A 22,394-nucleotide genomic window follows, 5' to 3' on the forward strand; every position below is an offset into this window, starting at 1 on the left:
CCCCTTTATTAAAACGTGAATAACATGACAAGCAGAAAACTCAGAGACCAGGATAACCTGAAAAAGATCAATGAAACTTTTGATGAACTGGAAGGCAGACGTGCCGAAGAACTGGATCAGGCCGCACAACTGCAGGACGCTAATAGCCAGATCCTTGCGGAAGAACGCGACCGCTTGGCTAAAAAATATGGGCCAGATCATCCGAGGGTACAGAAACTGGAAGCCAGGTTAGCATACAATGGGATCATGATGGAAGGCCTGAAGGCAGAAGCCACTCGGGCAAAGGTCAAAACGGAACCATTTGCATCCACATGGTGGCGGGTGAACGGAAGAGTGTTTGACAGTAGTGGCAAACCGTTGGCAAAGCTGACCGTATCGCTTTCAGATGCCAGCGGCAACGGGCTAGAACCTTTGGGCTACAGTTGTACTGATGAAAGAGGCTATTACATCATCACAGTAAAGGATGACCTGGTGGAGAAATTCCAGCGACAACTGCCGTATCTCACAGTCACTGATCCCAATAAGAAAAGATTGCATGTTGAAAAAGAGCCGGTTGTGGTAACCGCGGGGAAGATAGATTATCGGGACATTTTTATCGGTGCAGACAAGAGCGCTATCTGTACACCGCCCTTCGAAGAAACTGTAATAAGGTAATCTGTTACCTTATTACAGTTTTATTGTTGGCAAATTATTCGTCGCTAATGCATTAAGATTATAAAAGTATCTTAAGCCTTCTTGTAATGCATACATACAACCCCATTGGAGAAGGTCTTTGAGCTTACCAATGTGAGTGGGGTTGTTTCAGATACATTTTTGAAAAGAGGCATGCCCTTGCCCAGGAGAACAGGGTTGACAAACAGCCAGAATTCATCTATCAGATCGTATTGCAATAATGAGTGTGTTGCCGAAGGGCTGCCAAATATAAGGATCTCCTTACCGGCCTGCTGCTTTACTGCTTTTATATGATGTTCTACATCATCACTGATGAACGTAGTATCGGGTAACTGTTCGTCCTGCATACTCTTGGACAGCACAATTTTTTTTGCGTTCTTATACCAGGCGGCATGCTCAATATCGTGCCTGGTGGCATTGGGTTGGTCGGCAGCAGTAGGCCAGTAGCCTTCCATCATTTGCCATGTAACGCGGCCATATAATGCGGTGTCACTGTCGTTGACACGCTCACCTACATGTTCAAATATCTCATCATCAACTTTTATCCAATCCATTTCGCCGTTAAGACCGGCCACATATCCATCCAAAGAAACATGAAAAAACGAAACAAGTTTACGCATACGCTCCTGGTTATAGATTAATTGTAATTATTTAAACGCAAACTTACGACTCGCATATGACTTGAGTAATGGCCAATTGGGACAATTATCGGGGCTGTTCCTGTCATAATTAAACAAATCCGGCTACCTTACCTGACGGGAACGAAGGCTATGTTATTCAGAGAGATAATTCATGATAATTTTACTAATAGTGTCCGCTTTATTAAAAACCATGAGATGCCCTCCGCCTTTAATACGATAATCAGGATGCACAAGCCTGCTGGTTATTACTCTATCGGCCGTGCCGTGTATTTGAATAGTTCTCTCAGGTGGCACTTTATTATCCCAATAAGCAATACTTCTCAGTGCCCAACGAAAAAAGGATGCATCTGTATGTTCCAATAAATGAGTTAATGCCTTTTTATCTTTTTGGGACCGGGCGCCAAAGTACTGATAGGTGAGAAAATTGGTGCGTCGTATTAATGGACCGGGAATGATCCGATAAAAACCCAATTTCATGAAAAAAAACTGAACCTTATTCAATTCACTTTTTGTTCTGACTGAAGAAATGAGCACCATTTTATCTACCTTTATCTGCCTGGCTACTTCCACAGCAACTATTCCTCCGAAAGACAGTCCGATAATATCTGGATTTTCAACCGTGATCTGGCTCTTGATCCTACCTGCATATTGTGTTATTGATTCTTTTGGCAACGCAGGAATCCAGCTTATGTAAACTTTGTGATACCCCGGAAGTTTCAGGTTCATAAATATCGTTGAGTCTGCCCCGAGACCACTAAAAAGATAAATTGTCTTTTGTTCTTTTTTTGCCGTATTCTGCGGAGTTTGAGCGCCAGCCATGAGGCCATTGAACATAAATAAACCCCAAAAAATCACTTTCACACTTTGCGTCATAGATTCCTCGCTTCTTGCCTGACAGGCATTTTTAATATAGTTGTTTACGATATTACCCCCGTTCAGAGCATAGCATTTTGTAATACGATTGCCCTCTGGTACAAGTTCCTTTCTGCAGGTTATCCCTACTTCTTATTGAAAAAGTTTAGGAGAGCCCGCCAGAAGATATTACCTATGGCAAGTATGATACCATTTTTCAAATAGGGTCATCTTGGAAACAGTGGAAGATGGCGGCCCTGGCAAAGAAGTATCCAGGAGAAGGACTAACTAACCTGCACGAATTATTGATTTTGGCTTATTGCATAATTGCCTCGAATCGCTGAATAAGAAGGGGCAAGCGGAGCGTTCCGGAAAGACGAACTTGAAATGATATACGCATTGGGGAAGAACACTTTAAGCGCCAGTTTAAGGTGGTGTCTTATGGGTTTGGAACAGGATAGAGTAAGAGAGGTGTCGCTAGTGGTGTAAACAGGAAAGCCGGGGATATTATCTCCGGCTTCCGCCAAGTGCCCAGTGGCAAAACTTCCAATCTAATATTTTGCAAATAGATCAGTATATTTTCAGACAGGTAATCGCCGCCTTAAAAACGGGTTGATACGTCTATCATGACTGATATGTTTTTCTCAATTACCTGATCATGCCAGTATACCACCGTCTATAGCAATGTTGCTTCCGGTGATATAACCAGACTCAGGTCCCGCGAGAAAATTAACCAAAGCGGCTATTTCCTCAGTCTTACCGAGACGCTTTAGCGGTATTGCGTTGATGAAAGCTTCACGTACAGCAGGGTCAGCCGGCATCATGTCTGTGTCGATTGCACCCGGTTCTATGGTATTTACTGTGATATTCCTCGGCGCGAAGTCCCAGGCCAGGCCACGGCTAAAGCCTTCAATAGCGGCTTTTGTAGCCGCATAATCAGCCATGTGCGGGGTACCGATCTTTCGCCCGCCAACAGAGCCAATATTGATGATGCGCCCGCCGTCCGGCATATACTTTTGTACCGCTCTAACCGCTTCTGCAACAGCGCGAATGTTTACGTCTATCTGACGATCATAGTCCGCAGACCGATCTGCGGCAGTCTCGATTGGCCCAGCTACAGCAATTGCTGCGTTATTAACCAGTATATCTATCTTTCCAAAGGTCTTTGCCGCTTCTTCAATAGCGTTTGCTACGGCATTCTTTATTGCAGCATCGGCTTTGATCGCAAGAGCCTTGCCACCACGCTGCCTGATCTCCGCAACGATCGCCTGTGCCTTGTCATCAGATTTCGCGTAAGTAAAGGCAACAGCAGATCCCTCTGCGACCAAACGGTTTACGATTGCCAGTCCCATGCCGCGGGTACCGCCGGTCACAAAAGCCACTTTTTCATTTAATGTCAACATACTTGTTTGTTTTAGAATTATGATGTATCACAAGCGCCAGCTTCTTATGGGAAGCAGTAGTTGTGCGTTTATTTGGAATTGTAGTTCCAAAATTACAGACTATTTTGGAATTGTAGTTCCATAAATGGTTTTTCAGAGGAAATTTACATTTCTATGATAATTGGAATTGTAGTTCCATAATTCGTATATTTGTATGAAGCATTTAAACAAAGATGGCCAGATCAAGAAATTTTGACGAAAGCGAGGTGCTGGATAAAGCAGTCGGCATTTTCCGCCGACAGGGATTTAAGACAACGACGCCGGAGGAGCTGGTAACGCATTTAGGTATCAGCAGGTCAAGTTTATATAATACTTATGGTGACAAGCATTCACTGTTTGTAAAATCATTGGAGCGTTACCAGGAGCAGACATCAAAAGCGTTGAACGATATTGCACACAGCTATAAAGACGCTATGAGCGCTATCTGTCACATATTTGAGTTCACTGTGGATAATTGCCTGGAGGATGCAATGCCAAAAGGATGTTTCCTTGTGAATTCGATCGTTGAATTCGGGAATGAAGATACTGAGATAATCGCCATAGTTAAAGAGAGCATGGAAGCGAACAGGGCCACGCTATTGAGTCTCGTGAAGAGAGGGCAAAGGGAGGGATCGATCTCCAATATCGCCAAACCAACCGCATTAGCCGATTACCTGGTGAACTGTCTGTCCGGTATCAGTGTGTCCACAAAGGCTGGTGCCGACAGGGCCGCCTGTGAGGCGATCATTAAAAACTCACTGGCTATACTTAAGCCCTGACATCTGCAAATGTAATTGTTGGTTAGATAAGGCTTATAACTATTTTACCTGTTGTGTGATTATTCTCAATTTCTTTGTGTGCCAATGGTATTTCTTCCAGTCTGAAAACTTTCGACACGTGTGGTTTAACTATTCCCTTTCTTAACAGATCGGCAAGGGCGGCCATATCTGCTCCACTTGATTCTACAGCGTTGTAGAACGCATATATACCCCTTTGTTTTGCCTGTTGCGCCCATGTATTTCCATTAACATTAGTCCACAAACTCAATAACTTTCCTCCGCTTTTTACCAATCGCATGGTTTTGCTTACATGATCGTCACGAAGTCCTTCAATAACGTAATCAACAGGTGCCAGTACGTCAAGAAAGTCAGTAGTTTGATAGTCGATAAATTCATGTGCGCCGAGCCCTGTTACAAGGTCACGCTTTGAACCTGAAGCCAGCGCTATTACATAAGCTCCGAAATGCCTGGCGATCTGTACCGCAAAGTGACCAACTCCGCCGCCTGCAGCAGTAACGAACACTCTGTCTCCTGGCTTAATTCGCACTTTATTGAGCGGTTGCCAGGTGGTCAACGCAGCCATGGGCACCGCGGCCGCCTCTTCATGTGTGATGTTGTCGGGCTTTAACGTTATATCTTTAGTCCTGGCTATAACATATTCTGCGTATCCTTTTGCATGCCCCGGTGTGGTATGGGTGGGAAAATTCAATAAACCAAACACAGCGTCTCCTAAATTATAAGTGGTCACATTTTCCCCGCGATATACAACCTCGCCAGATACATCCCATCCCAGTATTTTAGGATCTTCATTATTAAAAATGTAATCTAAGCCGATGTTTTTTCTTGCATATACATCGGTTGGATTTATACCAATCGCATGCACCTTGATTAGCACTTCGTCTTTTTGAGGCTTTGGTATGGGGAGTTCAGCGACTGCCAGTTGATCAACATCTCCCTGTGACTTTAAAACAATTGCCTTCATGTAATAATATTTGAACTTTGTTTTTATTTACGCAACAAAAGTACAATGAGGCTGGTATAACTTTGTAACCAGTATCACCAATGATACCAATAATGTCTCTTAACAAATTAAGAATCAATTAATAATGATTTAGAGCATAGACGGCATCGAATTGCCAAAGAAGGTGAAATGATATAGCTTTGCAACATTCAAAACATAAATGCGCCCGAATTACTATGGCCAGGGGTAAGAAAACAGAAATCGATAAAAGCGATATAAAGGCTTTACAGGATACAATATTCGTGGTGGGAGGGAAATGGAAGCTGCCGATCATTTACTCCATTTGTAACGGCAATAAACGTTTCCGGGATATAGAACGTAGTATCCCCGGCATCACAACACGGATGCTTTCCCGAAACCTTAAAGAGCTGGAGGATAACAAACTGATCACCCGTAAGGTCTATACTGATCTTCCGGTCATTGTGGAATATGAGTTTACAGAATATGCAAAAGAATACGGGGCTTTAATAAAGCAAATGATTGAATGGGGAAAAAAACATAAGAAAATATTGGTTCAGAATTAGTGCCGCTTTTTTTCGATGACTGATCGATCAAAGCAGGCTTTACTGCTCATCAGCCAAACGATTGCCGGAACTCCAGTGGTGACAGATTTGTTTTTCGCTTGAACAGTTTATTGAATGATTGAGGATGTTCAAACCCCAACCGATAGGCTATTTCTGCAACCGAAAGGTCACTGATAGATAAAATTTCTTTGGCCTTTTCGATGATCTTGTTCTGGATATGCTGATTGGCCGCCAGCCCCGTCAGAGACCGAAGCATGTCGCTCAAATACCTGGGTGAATAATGAAGTTGTTCAGCCAGATATTGTACAGATGGCAAGCCCCTTTGCAGTGGTGAATCTGTGTCGAAATATTCGTTCAATAGTCGTTCAAGGTTGTCCAACAGGTCATTGCTAACTACATTGCTGCGGGTAATAAACTGACGCTTGTAATAACGATTACAGTAGGTAAGCAGCAATTCAATTTGGGCAATGATAAGATCATGCGAGAAATTGTCAATATTTTCTTTCAATTCATCGTTCAAATTCTGAAAAATATTGATAATAATGCCTTTCTCTTTATCAGAAAGATGCAATGCTTCGTTTGCCGAATAAGAAAAAAAGCCGAATTTGTTGATATTCTTTCCAAGCGGATACTTTCTGAAAAAATCAGGATGCACGAGCAATGAATAACCAGCATTTGGCAACTCATCTTCTACTGCGGTTACCTGACCGGGGGCCACAAACAACATAGTACCTTCTTCAAAGTCGTAATAATGTTGACCATATTTTATTTTGCCCGGCAGGTCAGCTTTATAAGAGATAATATAGAAATCAAACAGGAAGTTAGCAGGCAGTTTTTCCTTTGCCCCTTCTATTTGCACACTTTCCAACACGCTTACCAGCGGATGCAGCGGTTTCGGCAAACCTAATATACGAAGGAAAGCAGAAATGGAATCAAATAACTGAGGTTTCATAAAAAATGAATTCGCCGTATTAAAGTTAAATATATAGCTAATATCAAAAAAATCTCCGCCAACAGGCGGAGATCCGTGTTTATTGATTATCAAAATCCGTGGAGAGCGTTAGGTGTTTCCATTCCTCGAGATCTTTCATATCGGCTTCTGATTTTTCCTTTCTGATATGGTAAGCATCTGGCCCGGCAAAGAAGTGTACAGGGGGATTTTTTTCTCCTGTTATGTCCACGAGCAGCTTGGCGAGTTTTTGCGGATCACCCAATTGTTTACCGTCCATTTCTCTCATCCAACTTTCGATACCTCCGGTATTATACCCTTGGATCCGGTTGGCTGCCATTTTCATGGAACCTTTGTCCAGAAAGGAAGTCCTGAAAAATCCCGGGGCCACCACGGTGACATGCACACCGAACAACTTCCCTTCTTCTGCCAATGCTTCCGATAAACCAACAACAGCGAATTTAACTGCACCATATGCCCCTGCAGATCCATAACCTCTGTACCCGGCTATTGACGAAAAGTTAATGATGTGACCGCTTTTTTGTTGTCGAAAATAGGGCATTGCATTTCGTACGGTATTGACCATAGCAAAAAGATTGATCTCCACTGAATCCCTGAATTCCTGGTCAGAAAGTTCTTCTACGCTTCCATAAATGGCATAGCCCGCATTATTGACAACGACATCTAATTTACCAAAGTATTTTGCGGTCTGTTGTATTGCAGCTTTTACATCTTCGTTACTGGCAATATTTACCTGGAGAGCAAGGAAGTTTTTATTAGGCCCGCCTACCTGCTTCTCCAATTCTACAACATTCCTGGAGGTTGCCGCCACTTTATGTCCTGTATTTAATAATAGTTTAACGAGCGTTAATCCCATTCCTTTTGAAGCGCCGGTTACAAACCATACCTTGCTGTTCATAATTTGTGCTTTTAATTAATTGTTTAATTACAACACAAATTTCATTCATTGTGATATCACTAAAGTATCCAAAGGAGCGATAGTTGTATCTAAAACGCAGATTAACATAACGACAAAGCTTTATCGAAATCCCGATAAAGCAGTCATAATAGTAAGAGATGTAAAGGCCCGGGGAACGACAGATGTAGACATTTGTCGTTTCCCCTGACCTTTACCTTTATAGTTATTTCATATAAATAACTCTTTTCGTTAACTGTCAGCCCACTATTGCCAATACGATGTTGGTAGCGACACAGTCTGTTTTACACTCTCTTTTGGTCAGCCCCGTTTAAGCTGGCAGCTTGATTGACTTGATGAGATAAAAACGGAAAGCCCTGATTATAACCTCCTTCAGTTGCATCAGGCAGTGAAAGCCGCCCGGTTTTTATCTATGAACGCTGCTAAAGTCATGGGGCTTTTGCCAGTAATTCTTTCTATTACGTCATTGATATTCGGTGTGCCAAAAATGTCGTCGTTGATGACACATGCAACGTGTTTTTTAAAGTGATCAGCTTCCCCCAGGCCAATGGAATCTGCCATTGATTGGATGCTAATTTGTTTGTAAACAATGTCCTTGTTCAACGTACGACTGAATATTTCACCTATTTCAGCATAACTTAAAAGTTCCGGACCAAAAAGCTGATAAACCTTGTTAACATGTGCGGCTGGTTCGGCTAATATGCTAACGACAGTTCGGGCAAGATCTTCTCCGGCTACCGGCGCATGTTGGGCATTTTTGGGGAAGGACATCTGTAGTTTTCCTGCTTTAATTTGATTGGCGACATACAGGAACCATTCTGCGAAGAAAGTCGGTCTTAAATGGGTGGTTGGAATACCTGACCATTTGAATACTTCTTCTGATAAAAAGTGGCGTATCGTTGCGGGACTTTTAACTGTAGGTGCAACTTGTTTCTGCGACATATTGACGATGAATTCAGCGCCGGCCTCTTTTGCCGCCTGTGCGAAAATGACGGTTACATCTAATAGGTCGGGGCTTAACGGATAACAGAAGTATCCTCTTTTTGTACCTGCCCATGCTGCACGAACATCTTCCATGTTCTGCATATCACCCACAATTATTTCCGCGCCGAGGGCTTTTAAGCGATTTGATCGTGCATCCTCCTTATGAACCAGTGCGCGCACCGGATAATCCTTTTGTAATAACATCTCTACCACTGGTGCACCTGTTGAGCCAGTTGCCCCTGTGACCAAAATTTTTTTCTTTTCCATGTTTTTATTTTTTTCATATTTTCTGATTGAGTTATTGATAGAATAGTCCCAATGTTAGTATTCAGCAGGCGGCAAATATTAATATACCGATCGGTATATTGTTGTTTAAAAAAAATCAAAGCTCGTAAGATTCCAGTTCGTTCTTCAAGCTTTTGATCAATCCCTGCATTGGCCGCTCATCATTCATCGCACGGCACATAATAATAGCACCTTCTACCGCTGCAAACATTTTAAATGCATATGCGTCGGGATCAAGAGCAGATGAAAATTCGCCGTTTTTAATGCCCTGTCGTAAAATAGAGGCGAAGTTTTTTTGTGAAACAGATAAAATCTCACTGATCCTGGATTTAATACTGGAATTATTGTCATCAGATTCTACCGCCATATTGAAGATGGGGCAGCCACCTTTTATATAGGTATTCAATGGTTTCTTGTTAAAATCCAGATAAGCAAAGATCTTTCCTTTGGCAGTAGTCTGTTTTTGGATAACCTGTTCAATACCCTGACAGATTTTTTCCAGCAAATAGTCCGTCACCTGCATAGATAGGTCGTCTTTGTTTTTGAAATGACTATATATAGCCCCTTTGGTCAATTTTGTAGCCTCCAAAACGTCATCCACATTGGTTCCCGCAACTCCTTTTTCATTGTAAATGGGAGCGGCTTGTTCAATGATGAATTTTTTTGTTCTTTCTGCCTTTGTCATCGTTTAATTATTGCTCCTACAAAAATATACTAAAAAGTATATTAAATGAATTATTTTTGCCTTTCCAGTTTAAAAAAATCAAAAAGACAGCTAGAAAAGATGAGAAAAATCGGAGTTTGTATTGTTTTGACTTTCCTTTTGGCTAACACAGCACTGAATCACTTCCGGCAACATGGCATTGCCAGAAGCGGTGCTGGAACGTTGTTAACTTCAGCTACAGTTTGCTATCAGCTGCGGTTCGGACAGAAGGAATTCAAATCGGCAGTAGGTCTTATCTTCAGCTTTTTGTAACTTTTATTGTCTTTAGTTCCTGGCTGAACGTTCAATGAATACCCCGCCTTCGGTAAACACTAACTCATGTTAACATAAACTAAAAATTAATGCAGATCTCTGATCACTTTAGATCCTGAACCATTTCGTAATATATCCAGGTCTGCACCGAGATGTGCCTGTTGTACATGGTCAATATAAAATTTTACATACCCACGGGTAGCCATAGGAAGTGGTGCCTGCCAGCTTGCTTTACGTGCAGCCAGTACTTCTTCACTAACATCAAGATGCAGCTTTCTTGCAGCCACATCCAGCTCGATGATATCGTCATTCTTTACCAAGGCCAGTATACCTCCTATTGATGATTCAGGCGATACATGTAAAATCACGGTACCACCTGCTGTACCACTCATGCGACCATCAGAAATACGCACCATATCTTTGATCCCTTTTTTCAATAGTTTCATTGGTAGATCCATATTTCCGACTTCAGGCATACCGGGGTAACCTACTGGTCCTACTCCTTTCAAAACCATCACACATTGTTCATCAATATCCAGGTCCGGATCATCAATTCTGGCAAGATAATCTTCTATACTTTCAAATACGACTGCACGGCCGCGATGCTTTAATAAATGAGCGGAAGCTGCAGCTGGTTTAATAACTGCTCCGTGCTCGCATAGATTACCTTTTAGCACTACAATACCGGCTTTCGGTTGAAAGGGTTCCTGTAGTGTTGCGATTACATCTGTATTGTAGCAGGGGGAAACAAGACAATTAGCACCGAGACTTTTTCCATTGACAGTTAAGACGCTCGTTTGCAGATAAGATTCCATTTCACGGATAACGACAGGTAATCCACCTGCATAATAAAAATCTTCCATCAAAAATTTACCGGATGGTTTCAGGTTTACTAACAAGGGGATTCTGCTGCCTATGGTGTCGAAATCTTCCAGTGAAAGCGGAACGCCGATACGACCGGCAATGGCCAGTAGATGAATGATGAAATTGGTAGAGCCACCAATAGCAGAATTGATTACAATAGCATTTTCAAAAGCATTTCGGGTAAGTATGCGAGAGAGTTTGAGATCTTCCTTTACCATCTCTACAATACGACGGCCACTCAGCTGAGCCAGCAGTTTCTTGCGTGCGTCCACAGCTGGAATGGCAGCAGCACCGGGCAATGTCAATCCGAGAGCTTCTGACATACAAGCCATTGTACTTGCAGTACCCATGGTCATGCAATGTCCCTGGCTACGCGCTACTCCCGTCTCTACTTCCTTAATGTCCTGTGCAGTGTAATCTTCCACACCTTGCTTTTCCTTTATTATCCAGTTGAAAGTACCACTGCCAATGCATTCCCCACGAAAGCGACCGTTGAGCATTGCTCCACCGGGTACTACGATCGTCGGGAGATCTACACTGCAGGCACCCATAATGGTACTTGGAGTGGTTTTATCGCAACCCGTGAGCAACACCACTCCATCAACGGGATTGGCACGGATGGTTTCTTCTACATCCATACTGGTCAGGTTACGAAACAACATGCTAGTTGGACGCATGATCGTTTCTCCGAGAGATGTAACAGGAAATTCAAATGGAATGCCTCCGGCTTCCAGTATTCCACGCTTTACCACTTCAGCTATTTCACGTAGGTGTGCATTGCAGGGAGTCAGCTCACTCCAGGTATTACAAATGCCGATGACAGGTCTGTTCATGAAATAGTCATCGGGATAACCCTGGGTACGGAACCATGACCGGTGTACAAATCCCATTTTATCCTGTTTCCCAAACCAGTCTGCGCTTCTTAACTTCATGCTGGCTATTTTTATTGTTTATCCCACCAGATCCTTGTACTCAATTTATCAGGTCCCTGCCTGGAAATGGCCTCGTTCACATTTTCGCTATTCACACTCAATTCGGAGGTAGGATAGGTGAGTCGCCTGATAAAAGTGCCATTGGGCACATCCGGATTATTAGGTTGCCCGTATGGGTTAGGAGTGAGCGTCGGAAAACCACTTCTCCTGAAATTAGCAAAGGCTTCCGGACCATTTAGAAAGGAGGCAATCCAGTATTGGGTGTTGATCTGCTCCAGTTCATTGCCGGCTGTAAGCGGATTGGCGGCTATGTAAGCATCACGCGCTGCCGTACTAACAGCAGAATTCATATCATAGACTACCATTTGGTCCATATGGGCACTAATACCGTCAGCAAAATATTGAGCAGCGCTGCCGGAGTTGATCCAGCCCCGGAAACGGGCTTCTGATAGTAAGAGGTTGGTTTGTGCGGCAGTCACCAAAAACACCGGAGAAGAAATTTTGAGCATTCTTCGACGGTCAACCTGACTATACTCATAGAAGCTGGCCAGACCATCAGCTGCGGCTGCAGCAACAATGGTACCGTTGTCTTTGCCAATAGGCATACCAATTTGTTTAGTGGGGTCTGTAGTGCCTGCTGCTACGGTTTGTCCGGCACCGCTGGTAGCACCAACATACCTGATGGCTATGGCCGTTAGTCGCGGGTCGGCAGTGTTCTTCAGCTGATCTGCAAATGGTTTGGCAAGGTAAAAATTGGCAGCCTCACCTCCATTCAGTGTATTGCCAATGGGTTGAGTGTAATTGGCATCATGTCGTATATATGCATTGTCGGCATTAGCAGTAATTACCCCGCCTTCTACAGCTGCCTGCACGATACTTTGTGCCTGGATAGGATCTACTTTACTCAATCGCATACCGGCTCTCAGCAACAGGGAATTGGCAAATTTTTTCCATTTAGCCACATTGCCGGCATACAATATGTCGCCGGTTTCAATAACAGCCGTTGTGTTAAGCGCTGCTGCGGCATCTCTCAGCTCCTGAATGAGTAATGGGTAAATATCCTGCTGCCGGTCATATTTGGGAAACAGAGCGCCTTTAACTAACCCTGCGCCACCATCCGTATAGGGGATGTCTCCATATTCATCTGTCAGGATCATAAATACGTAAGTCTGGTAAATGCGTGCCATGTTATACATATTGCTCCTATTCGGCAGATCTTTAGATCGGGTAAGGGCATCATGGGTATTTTTGATCACGCTTTGATAGTAAACTGTCCACAGCGGTTGTGTGGTTATATCGCGACTGTCCTGGTTAAAATTGGCACCCGCCAGCACACCACCATTAGGTGATATCATTTGCTGTACTACTCCAACATCGAACACCAGGGATTTCACCGGGAAAGAGGTATTGATAATGGCCTGGTTTAGTAACAGGACAGGGTCGAGTGAAGTGGAATTTGTTCCATTTATATTCAGATCGCTCAATCCCTTGTCACAGGAAGCGAAGAAAAATATTGCAAAGATGAGTTTTTTCATGACTAGAGTTTAATATTCAGATTCAATCCAATGCTGCGGGTAGTAGGTAATCCGGGAGATTCAAGCCCTATTTGGTTGTCAGAGCCAAAGCCAAATGTTTCCGGATCAATATTATCTACCCACTTCTTTAATAGCAATACATTGTTGGCTACAAGGTCAAGCTTTATCCCTTTAACGGGCCATCTGACCGGAATATGTTTGGTAAGATCATAACCCAGGGACACCTGCCGCAATTTCCAGTAACCTCCGTTGTATACAGCAGGAGCGATAATCTGTTGTGAACGAAGGTGTTCCCAATAGGTTTGCACAGCTGCCACGGCATTATTGGGATTGCCACCAGCATCTACACCCACACCTTTTACACCGCCCTCACGCCCTTCCAGCGTCATTTTGTGCAGTCCATGTCGCACTGCATTGAAGTTGGTGCCCGACAATATTTTATTACCAAGTTTGTAATCTATGAAAACGCTTAGTCTAAATCCTTTGTAATTGACAGTATTCAGAAAGCCACCTACCCATTTTGGTAGGGCGCTGCCATATAACATAAAGTCGGAGCTACGCTGCGGCAAACCGTTTGATTGAAATATTTGCTGGCCTTTTTCATTATACGCATACCCATAGCCGGCAATCTGCCCTATTTCCTGCCCTACTACATGTCTGGTTTCTCCGTTAAATACATGTGTACCGGTGGTGATACGTTCGCCTGGTTTATTAGTAATAATGCTGAGTACTTTGGTAATATTGTAAGAGGTATTGGCGGTAAACTCCCAGCTCCAGTCAGCGCTTTTAACTGGTACCAGGTTCAGCATAGCTTCAAACCCATGGTTACGGCTTTTGCCACTGTTGATTGGTCTGTTCAGATAACCAGATGCATCGGAGATTTGTACCAGTACAATCTGATCGCTGGTAATCTTTCGGTAAACTGCCAGATCAATATTTACCCGGTTGTTGAAGAGCCGCATTTCCAAACCGGCTTCCACTTCGGCTATACGGCTAGGTTTCAGATTAGCATTAGGTAGGGTAGTGCCGGTCACATTATTACTGATGGTACTGGTGCCAACAGGTACCGGCTGTCCATTGGGGTTGTTAATGAAATTGGCATTAGGAATATAAAACAGTTGGTTGGAATATGGAGCTACATCTCCATCGCTGCCCACCTCGGCATAACCAATCCGGAGTTTACCAAAATTCAACCATTTAACATGAGTCAGGTGTTCAGAAAAAATATAACTACCGGAAACAGATGGATACATAATACTTCTATTCTCCGGTGAAAGAGTAGAAAACCAGTCGTTGCGCAGGGTACCGGTCAGGTAGTAAGTTTGATTAAAATTCAATTCAGCAGAACTATACAGAGAGTTCACACCCTGTTCTATCAATGTATACACAGGGTCTTTGGATCGTCCGTTTTGTACGGTATATATTCCCCGGGTAATAAAATCGGTTACAACTACATTGTTGACGTCAGTCCGTTTGCGCATGCGGTTACCACCGGCATTCAGGTTCACTTCAACTACACCGAACTTTTTATTTGCATTTACCAGGTAGTCAAGGTTGGTTTCCCGGAAACGGCGGGACTCCTGCGTATATAAGCCATTTACAAAACCCGGTGGCGCGGCCGCCCTGGAAGCCTGACCGGTAGGGAAGTTGTTTACGTCTTCGTCCCTGGACCAGTAGTCCTGCCCAAACCGACCCTGCACACTCAGCCACGGCCGTAAATTGTATTTCAGGGTTACATTACCGAAAATGCGATCCCGTTTTATATTATGGAATTGTTCTGCCATTACCCAATACGGGTTGGTGCGGTTGGTGAACCTTGACCAGTTGTATTCATCACCCGTTGCATTGTATTTGTTTTCATCCAGCACATGCAATGGCATAGAGGTAGACATCGCCATCAGCGTAGTAGGAATGGAATTATCCTGGTTGGCAATGTTTGGAGGGTTTGTATTGATTTCCCGTGAATAATTTACATTACCTGATATCAGAAATTGTTCAGACAGATTGTAACTAAAGCCGAGGTTTATGGATTTGCGGTTAAACTTATTATTGGGCATTATTCCCTGATTACTGGTATTGTTTAATGACATCCGGAAACCACCTTTATCGCTGCTGCTTTCAAAGGCAATCGTATTAGCAATATTTTGCCCATGGCGATAAAATTCTTTTATGCGGCTGCCCTGCGGTGTATAGGGGACAGTTAAATTGTTAAAAAGGACCTGCGTCATACCTGGCTGAAATTTTTCACCAAACGACCATTGGCCCGAAGTAGGGTTGGGCACTGTAGGACGAACGCCGTTTTCACCCTGACCGTATTCATGCTGGTAATCAGTGTAGTCAAGTGGTGTATCGTTAGTATAATTGAGGTTATAGGTAACACCTATCCCTTTCGTTTTGCCTTTCGTTTTTGTCGTGATCATGATCACCCCATCTTTGGCACGTGACCCATAAAGGGCAGAGGCCGGGGCCCCTTTTAAGATGGTCATGTTTTCAATGTCGTCAGGATTAATGCTTGACAATCCGTCTCCACCATCTGCAAACACACCACCACCTTTTACACTAATGGTATTGTCGTTAAAATTGGTGTTGTCAACCGGAACACCGTTTATAACGATCAGCGGATTATTCTGTCCTGAAATTGAAGACTGGCCGCGGATGCGGATCTTTGAAGTACCGCCGGGGCCTGTGCCCAGCGAGGAAATATTTACGCCGGCCACCTTGCCCTGCAATGCATTCATGACATTACTGCTGCGGTTTACACTTATTTCTTCGGGTTTAACGCTGGTTGCAGCATATCCGAGACTACGTGCCTGTTTTTTAATACCCAGGGCGGTTACGATCACCTCCCCCAGGTTCTGGTTATCCATAATCATGGATACGTCTATCACCGTTCGGTCTGCAATTTTTACTTCTGTTGTTTTAAATCCTACAAAACTGAACACGAGCGTAGCATTAGCAGGAGCATGAATGTTGTATCTGCCGGTGTTATCAGAAGTGGTTCCCAGCGAGCTGCCTTTTACTATAACTGAAACCCCTGGCAGTTTTGTTCCCTTATCATCCGATACAATGCCTGTAATATTTTGTGCATACGTAGCAGCGTAGATTAAATTGAAAATGATAAATAGCCAGCACCTCGCAAAACGGGATGCACTACAGTAGAAATACTTTTTCATAACGCAACTTAGTGTGGTGAGGAATTCTTAGGGCTACAAATTATCTGGTATTACATTTAAAAACTTCCAAAATAGAACGGTGGTGAATTTTGTACGTGCAATTAGAACAAATTTCTTTTCTTTATAGAAGCCTATACAGCGAATTAAGATTCCATGACAATTTGTATATAACCTATATGAATCAATTTGTGCTACAACATGGTAAATCGGCAGAAATGCTTCTGTTTCCGCATATTCTGGAGTTGGGCATGAAGAAGAATGACTCCATCCAGCTGAATATGTTTCCTACCACGATTATGGAAGGATTACGCATATATCATATATTAGAGGGGCGGTTTGAGTGGCACATCAATCATCAACCATATGTTTTTTATCCCGGTGATGTGGCGCTGATAATGCCTGATATCCCATTTGGTTGTGACAATGATGTACTGAAGATCGGTTCTTTCACCTGGATACATCTGGCCTTACCTAAGAAGGATGGACATATACAACCAGGTAAATGGAGTGGGCTGTCTGATAGTGAGGCTGCCGCCATCGGGAAGATCCTATCATTAAACAATTTGCCTGCATTGAGTCGCTTCAATGAAGTGGGCAGGATTATTAAATGCATTTATACGGAATTATCAGAGATGGAAGTGGCTTTTCAGGCTCGTGTCAATCACCAGATAGATGAATTACTGATACAGATTACCCGTAAAATGACGCAACAAACACATTCTACCCGTGATTTCCCTAAAACTTTTACGCAGCTGGAAGTATTGTTACGTCAGGATCTGGCACATCAGTGGACGGTAGAAGAAATGGCTGGTCTGGTAGGTATGGGCACAACGTTGTTCACGGAGAAAGTAAAAAGCTATTCAGGTTTTTCACCTATTAATTACCTGATTAATGTCCGCATTTCAGAGGCTATTAAATTATTAAAGCGTGCAGATATTACGGTAACTAATATAGCGCTGGATACTGGATTTTATTCATCCCAGCATTTTGCAACCACTTTTAAAAAACTAACTGGTTACCGTCCCAGCGAATTCAGAAAAAATCATTTGCGTAATATATAATATCCATTAATATGGAATGCATCATAACAGTTGAGTTAGGAACAAATGGGATACGGGTATTTGCCTATGATCTCCATGGCTGCATCATTGGCTATATGAAGGGCCACTATCCTACATTTCATATCGAACCTGATCACAGTGAGCAGGATCCCGAGCAGATCTTTATTACAACTTTATATGTACTAAAGAATATTCTGAACGAACATATACACCCGAAAAAATACAAAGTGGCCAGTATATGTTTCTGCGCATCCATGCACAGCGTACTGGCTGTCGATAAGAATGGGAATCCAATCGGCAATGCTATTACCTGGGCCGATAACCGGGCCAAAAAAGAAGCGCAGGAGTTGCGTAATTCGCAGCTGGGGAAAAAGCTCTATGAGTTGACGGGTACGCCTATACATCCCATGTCGCCTCTGGTGAAAATAGCATGGATCAGAAATCGTGATGCAGATCGATTCAGGCTTACCAGCAAGTTCCTGTCCATCAAAAGTTATGTTATTTATCAGCTCACCGGCGAATATATGATCGATTACAGCATTGCTTCTGCCACAGGTTTATTGAATATTCATACAGTGCAGTGGGAAGATGATGCATTACAGTTCGCAGGTATTACCGCAAATCAATTAGCTATGCTGGTGCCTGTGTTTACAAAAGCAGGTAAACTGAAAAACGCGTATCAGCAATCATTACGTTTGTCTGCAGACACGAAGATACTTATTGGTTCCAGTGATGGTTGCATGGCTACTTTAGGCGACGGCATCATAAAAGGAGAAGAGAAAGCCAGCATAACAATTGAAGACAGTGGTGCTGTAAGGGTAATGGGGCCCAATATATTGAAAGATGAACAAATGCGGTTCTTCAATTACCTCCTTACTGATAATTGTTATGTATCAGGTGGACCTACGAATAATGGCGGAAATATTTTTGAATGGTTCACCCGGCAATTCGGAGAATTTACTAATCCGTTTGATATGGAGAACAGCATACAGCAACTGATGGAAGAAGCAGCCAATGTGCCAACGGGATCAGATGGATTGTTGTTCCTGCCTTATCTTTTAGGTGAACGTGCGCCGATCTGGAATGCGAATGCCCGTGGCGCCTATTTCGGACTTAACATTAAACATGAACGCAGGCATTTTATAAGGGCTACAATAGAAGGTATTTTGTATGAAATTTACAGCATCGGTAAAATACTTAGCGAACAGCAAACCATCAACAGTCTTTCAGTAAATGGTAGTTTTGGTACGATTCCTTTTTGCAGCCAGCTGATTGCTGATATATTCAGTAAGCCAGTGCAGGTTAGGCCACAATTTCATAGTGTAAGCTTTGGTACCTATTTGTTAAGTGCTACCGAAATGGGAATTTATACATCACTGGATAATGTAGCACCGGTGGCTGAAATTCCCAATGTTTTCAAACCGAATGAACAGCGTCATACAATCTATGCTGATTACTTCTGCATATTTGAAAAGTTAAGTGTCAAATTGTTCGATGAATTTGAAGCGATCGGCAATCTGCAGCAAAAATATGCTCATCCATAAAACACATATAAATGAAAACCCATCACTCAAGAAGGTCTTTTATAACTCAGACCGCTATTACCGGTGCGCTGGCTCCTCTATCCATTTTCGGCCAGGTTTATGAAACAGCAATTGACCGGACACCTAAAGCGTCCTCGCCATCTGATCTGAAGATCACAAAAGTCAAATGCGGTTATATTAGAGGCAGTTTGTTTGTAAAGATTTACACCAACCAGGATATCTGGGGGTGTGGGGAAGGAGTGGATGCTATTGCCGGTACATATTACCTGGTAAAGAATTTTGGCGAACGCATAGTAGGGAAAAGTCCGCTGAATGTGCACCGTTTGTTTGAAGACATCCGGAAATCAGGCTTTTTTCAGGGTGCTCAGTCAGGGATGTATGTAGCAGTATTGTCGGCCATAGAAACAGCGTTGTGGGACCTTGCAGGCAAAGCTCTGCACCTTCCCGTTTACCAGTTGCTGGGTGGTAAGTTCCGTGATAAGGTACGCGTATATTGTGATACCGCGCTGTATCAACATAATTTGCCTACACCCGGTGATTTTGCAGAAGCAGCACTTAAGGCCAGAAAAATGGGATTCAATGCCATCAAGTTCGATCTCGATCAGGCAAACGATCCCAATAAGTATGATCTATATAACTGGACAGCCAGCCCGGCAGAGCTGCAACGTATGTATGATCAACTGGCAGCTGCCCGTCAGGCGGTAGGCCCGGACATTGATATCTGTGCAGATATGCATGGCCGTTATGATGCAGTCACTGCCCGCACCATTGCCAAACGACTGGAACCCCTGAACCTGATGTGGCTGGAAGAACCAGTACCGGCTGAAAATATAGAAGCCTATAAATTAATTGCTGATGCCACCAGTACACCTATTTGCGTTGGCGAAAACCAATATCTTGCTTATGGGTTCAGAAGAATGCTTGAGACAGGTGCGGTAGATATCGTTATGCCTGACCTGCAAAAATGTGGAGGGCTAGGCGAAGGCCAACGGATTGCTAACCTGGCCAACCTTTACTATGTGCCGTTTGCACCACATATGGTAGCATCTTTTCTTGGCGCTATGGCCTCGGCACATGTCTGCGCTGCTGTACCTAATTTCATGATCCTGGAATGGCAGAGTTATTTTCATACACAACCTATGTTCAGAGAAATCGTATCGTATGACGGCGAATGGGTAGATAACGGTTTCATCACCGTTTCAGAAAAGGCTGGTATTGGTGTAGAGATCAATGAAGAAGGAATGAAAAAGTACGCGATAGCGGGAATGCCGTTTTTTGAATAAGGATTTAGCGGACATAAGAAACAGGAAGAAGCCGGAGGTATTACGTCCGGCTTTCGCCAATTATGTGCCCAGTAGCGGAATATTATCGAACCATTTGCTTGAGATAATTAATAAGCTAATTCATATATAACTTATAATACTAGTGTCTGGACATAATTTATTAGCCGTTTAACCAATTTTCAGATTCAATTCTGATGGGTGGGGGATTTTTCCTGTATTCTTGTAGGAAACTACTCAAATTTGTTATGATGCTTTAGCTTTGAAACATAAACATCAAGATGTTAATTAAATTAATCCCGGATTCCGAAATTTAATCCTTCGTGTAAGAATAGTTCCTTACTGATAAAAATTTGAATGTATGTCATTGATGTCCTTGGAAAAAAGTTAGCATTTCTCTATTTAAAAAACGGTTTAATGATTGATAGAATAAAACTATTTATTATTTCACTTTGGTTTTTGTTTTTGATACTCTTCATCATAAAGGCAGATATACCTATTTCCTTTGCGAAAGAGAGTAAATTTATTGGTTTTAAAAGGTTGATTGCTACTAATGGTATTCCTTTGTTTGCGCTAACATTTATGATTTTGGGAGCATTCTTTTATTTTGATTTTAATAACAATTTATCTAAAGGAGCTCCACTATTACCCCGAAGGATCTTAACCATAAAAAACATTAACTCTAAAACATTGGCATTTCTGGCTACTTATGTAGTCCCTCTTGCATGTATTGATATGGATAAATCGAGAGCCTTGCCACTATTAGTTCTATTAATTTCTCTGATTGGATGGATATATATCAGCACTAACCTGTTTTACACTAATCCCACGTTGGCAATAATCGGATTCAAGACTTATCAGATTGATACCGAAAGCGAGAAAGATATTATAATTATTACTAAACATACACTGAAAGCCAATGACTCAATTCTACCTAGGCACATTAGTGAAAATATTTACTTTGTTAAAAAGTCACGTATATGACCTTAGAACAGCTAAGAAGTAGACTCGCATTTTTAAATGATGGAAATGAACATATCGGACTATCGATGTATATTATTTTTAAGAATGGCGATATACGTTTTTCAAATTTGGGAGATTCTGCAAGGGAGGAATTAAAAGATAACTTTATTAAATATTTGAACAATAGAATTAATAAAGGATCCGAACTGCACTATTCCAGTTTGACTGATTATACCGACAAGACGAATTCGGTTTGTCACTATGATTTGCCTGAACGGTTAGATGGGTTTGAGCCTCTGAATGTAGTCACAACCGAGGAAAAACAAAAAGAATTTTCGTTTAAGGAAGATAATTTCAGTGATATCCAAGCATTTGTTTTTTTAATAGGAAATGAAGGAAATAAGGTCGCTTTGTATAAGAAGCAATATCCTTTAAGTTTAATAAAGAGAGATAGTTCATTTGTTGGATTAAGAAAATCTCAGACGGGATTGGTGAAAATTGAGAGTGATATATTGAAGATTAATGAAAAGTTTGAATTTCTTCAAGTAGATAATCAGGTTATCGTTTTCGATGTAAGAAGCTTGGAAAACAGTTTTGGCTACAATGGTATTTTAATGCGAGCTGCTAAAACTAAGTTTGAATTGATTCAAGAGGCGGAACTAATCGACAATGTTGAGGAGTTAGAGGAGTTGATTAAAGAGAAGAAATATGCTAAAAAAATTAATAGAGTTAATGCGAGTACGCCCGTATTAGCATTGCCATTTAATAAATTAAAAAGTTTTATTCTCGCGCATCCCAAATTGAGGAAGAAAATAAGGTTCAATAATGTAGGTGACAAAATTAAGTTTCATACAAAACGCTCAAAGGAGCTATTCTTGAAGTTGTTGAGCGATAATTATTTGAAATCAGAATTAACAGAGCTTCTTTATGAATCTGACGAAAAGGAACAACTTACCAACGATGAGGAACACTGAATATCGTGAATGTCTGTAATTTCCCGG

The 22,394-nt window shown here is 42.3% G+C and carries 19 protein-coding genes; 8 read left to right on the forward strand and 11 right to left on the reverse strand.

The features are described from left to right. The first annotated feature begins 24 nt into the window (after positions 1 to 24). Positions 25 to 654: a carboxypeptidase-like regulatory domain-containing protein gene (locus L3C95_RS33070; protein ID WP_236394943.1), complete on the forward strand. Its 630-nt coding sequence runs from the start codon at positions 25 to 27 to the stop codon at positions 652 to 654. Between the two features lie 71 nt (positions 655 to 725). Here L3C95_RS33070 and L3C95_RS33075 read toward each other — a convergent pair whose 3' ends face one another. The 3 genes from L3C95_RS33075 to L3C95_RS33085 all read right to left on the reverse strand — a co-directional run bounded on the left by L3C95_RS33075 (position 726) and on the right by L3C95_RS33085 (position 3,568). Further along, the gene (locus L3C95_RS33075; RefSeq protein WP_236394944.1) at positions 726 to 1,292 is read right to left on the reverse strand and encodes a dihydrofolate reductase family protein; all 567 of its coding nucleotides are present in this window, start codon (positions 1,290 to 1,292) and stop codon (positions 726 to 728) included. 153 nt (positions 1,293 to 1,445) lie between these two features. Continuing rightward, positions 1,446 to 2,186 (reverse strand): alpha/beta fold hydrolase, encoded by a 741-nt coding sequence (locus L3C95_RS33080; RefSeq protein ID WP_236394945.1) that lies wholly within the window; start codon positions 2,184 to 2,186, stop codon positions 1,446 to 1,448. 635 nt (positions 2,187 to 2,821) lie between these two features. Continuing rightward, entirely contained in the window at positions 2,822 to 3,568 is a 747-nt protein-coding gene (locus L3C95_RS33085; RefSeq protein ID WP_236394946.1) for a 3-oxoacyl-ACP reductase family protein, read from the reverse strand. A gap of 212 nt (positions 3,569 to 3,780) precedes the next feature. On the opposite strand from L3C95_RS33085, the gene L3C95_RS33090 reads away from it, so the two are divergent. Next, on the forward strand, positions 3,781 to 4,365 hold the full coding sequence (locus tag L3C95_RS33090) for a TetR/AcrR family transcriptional regulator (protein WP_236394947.1): 585 nt from the start codon (positions 3,781 to 3,783) through the stop codon (positions 4,363 to 4,365). A gap of 22 nt (positions 4,366 to 4,387) precedes the next feature. Here the strand turns inward: L3C95_RS33090 and L3C95_RS33095 are convergent, their stop codons facing one another. Then, positions 4,388 to 5,347 (reverse strand): NADP-dependent oxidoreductase, encoded by a 960-nt coding sequence (locus tag L3C95_RS33095; RefSeq protein ID WP_236394948.1) that lies wholly within the window; start codon positions 5,345 to 5,347, stop codon positions 4,388 to 4,390. A 215-nt stretch (positions 5,348 to 5,562) separates the two neighbouring features. On the opposite strand from L3C95_RS33095, the gene L3C95_RS33100 reads away from it, so the two are divergent. After that, the gene (locus L3C95_RS33100; RefSeq protein ID WP_236394949.1) at positions 5,563 to 5,910 is read left to right on the forward strand and encodes a winged helix-turn-helix transcriptional regulator; all 348 of its coding nucleotides are present in this window, start codon (positions 5,563 to 5,565) and stop codon (positions 5,908 to 5,910) included. Positions 5,911 to 5,959: 49 nt separating this feature from the next. Here the strand turns inward: L3C95_RS33100 and L3C95_RS33105 are convergent, their stop codons facing one another. The 7 genes from L3C95_RS33105 to L3C95_RS33135 all read right to left on the reverse strand — a co-directional run bounded on the left by L3C95_RS33105 (position 5,960) and on the right by L3C95_RS33135 (position 16,545). Beyond that, positions 5,960 to 6,862 (reverse strand): helix-turn-helix domain-containing protein, encoded by a 903-nt coding sequence (locus tag L3C95_RS33105; protein WP_236394950.1) that lies wholly within the window; start codon positions 6,860 to 6,862, stop codon positions 5,960 to 5,962. A gap of 79 nt (positions 6,863 to 6,941) precedes the next feature. After that, positions 6,942 to 7,778 (reverse strand): SDR family oxidoreductase, encoded by an 837-nt coding sequence (locus L3C95_RS33110; protein ID WP_236394951.1) that lies wholly within the window; start codon positions 7,776 to 7,778, stop codon positions 6,942 to 6,944. 399 nt (positions 7,779 to 8,177) lie between these two features. Continuing rightward, entirely contained in the window at positions 8,178 to 9,047 is an 870-nt protein-coding gene (locus tag L3C95_RS33115) for an NmrA family NAD(P)-binding protein (RefSeq protein ID WP_236394952.1), read from the reverse strand. Positions 9,048 to 9,162: 115 nt separating this feature from the next. Continuing rightward, complete coding sequence (locus L3C95_RS33120; protein WP_236394953.1) at positions 9,163 to 9,750, reverse strand: TetR/AcrR family transcriptional regulator; 588 nt, start codon at positions 9,748 to 9,750, stop codon at positions 9,163 to 9,165. A 377-nt stretch (positions 9,751 to 10,127) separates the two neighbouring features. Next, a complete protein-coding gene (locus L3C95_RS33125) occupies positions 10,128 to 11,837 on the reverse strand; it encodes an IlvD/Edd family dehydratase (RefSeq protein ID WP_236394954.1) in 1,710 nt (569 codons plus the stop codon). An 11-nt stretch (positions 11,838 to 11,848) separates the two neighbouring features. Further along, the gene (locus L3C95_RS33130; RefSeq protein WP_236394955.1) at positions 11,849 to 13,372 is read right to left on the reverse strand and encodes a SusD/RagB family nutrient-binding outer membrane lipoprotein; all 1,524 of its coding nucleotides are present in this window, start codon (positions 13,370 to 13,372) and stop codon (positions 11,849 to 11,851) included. Between the two features lie 2 nt (positions 13,373 to 13,374). After that, entirely contained in the window at positions 13,375 to 16,545 is a 3,171-nt protein-coding gene (locus tag L3C95_RS33135) for a SusC/RagA family TonB-linked outer membrane protein (protein WP_236394956.1), read from the reverse strand. Between the two features lie 215 nt (positions 16,546 to 16,760). Here L3C95_RS33135 and L3C95_RS33140 point away from each other — a divergent pair, with 215 nt between their 5' ends. From L3C95_RS33140 to kwaB, 5 genes are all read left to right on the forward strand, one after another. Beyond that, entirely contained in the window at positions 16,761 to 17,606 is an 846-nt protein-coding gene (locus L3C95_RS33140; RefSeq protein WP_236394957.1) for a helix-turn-helix transcriptional regulator, read from the forward strand. A gap of 11 nt (positions 17,607 to 17,617) precedes the next feature. After that, a complete protein-coding gene (locus L3C95_RS33145) occupies positions 17,618 to 19,150 on the forward strand; it encodes a gluconokinase (RefSeq protein WP_236394958.1) in 1,533 nt (510 codons plus the stop codon). 11 nt (positions 19,151 to 19,161) lie between these two features. Next, on the forward strand, positions 19,162 to 20,433 hold the full coding sequence (locus L3C95_RS33150) for a mandelate racemase/muconate lactonizing enzyme family protein (RefSeq protein ID WP_236394959.1): 1,272 nt from the start codon (positions 19,162 to 19,164) through the stop codon (positions 20,431 to 20,433). Between the two features lie 354 nt (positions 20,434 to 20,787). Continuing rightward, the gene (kwaA, locus tag L3C95_RS33155; protein ID WP_236394960.1) at positions 20,788 to 21,414 is read left to right on the forward strand and encodes an anti-phage protein KwaA; all 627 of its coding nucleotides are present in this window, start codon (positions 20,788 to 20,790) and stop codon (positions 21,412 to 21,414) included. Then, on the forward strand, positions 21,411 to 22,367 hold the full coding sequence (gene kwaB, locus L3C95_RS33160; RefSeq protein WP_236394961.1) for an anti-phage protein KwaB: 957 nt from the start codon (positions 21,411 to 21,413) through the stop codon (positions 22,365 to 22,367). Before kwaA ends, kwaB begins: the two co-directional genes overlap by 4 nt. Positions 22,368 to 22,394: the final 27 nt, after the last annotated feature.

Origin of the sequence: Chitinophaga filiformis, from assembly GCF_021646545.1 — a bacterium.
Taxonomy (GTDB): Bacteria; Bacteroidota; Bacteroidia; order Chitinophagales; family Chitinophagaceae; genus Chitinophaga; species Chitinophaga filiformis_A.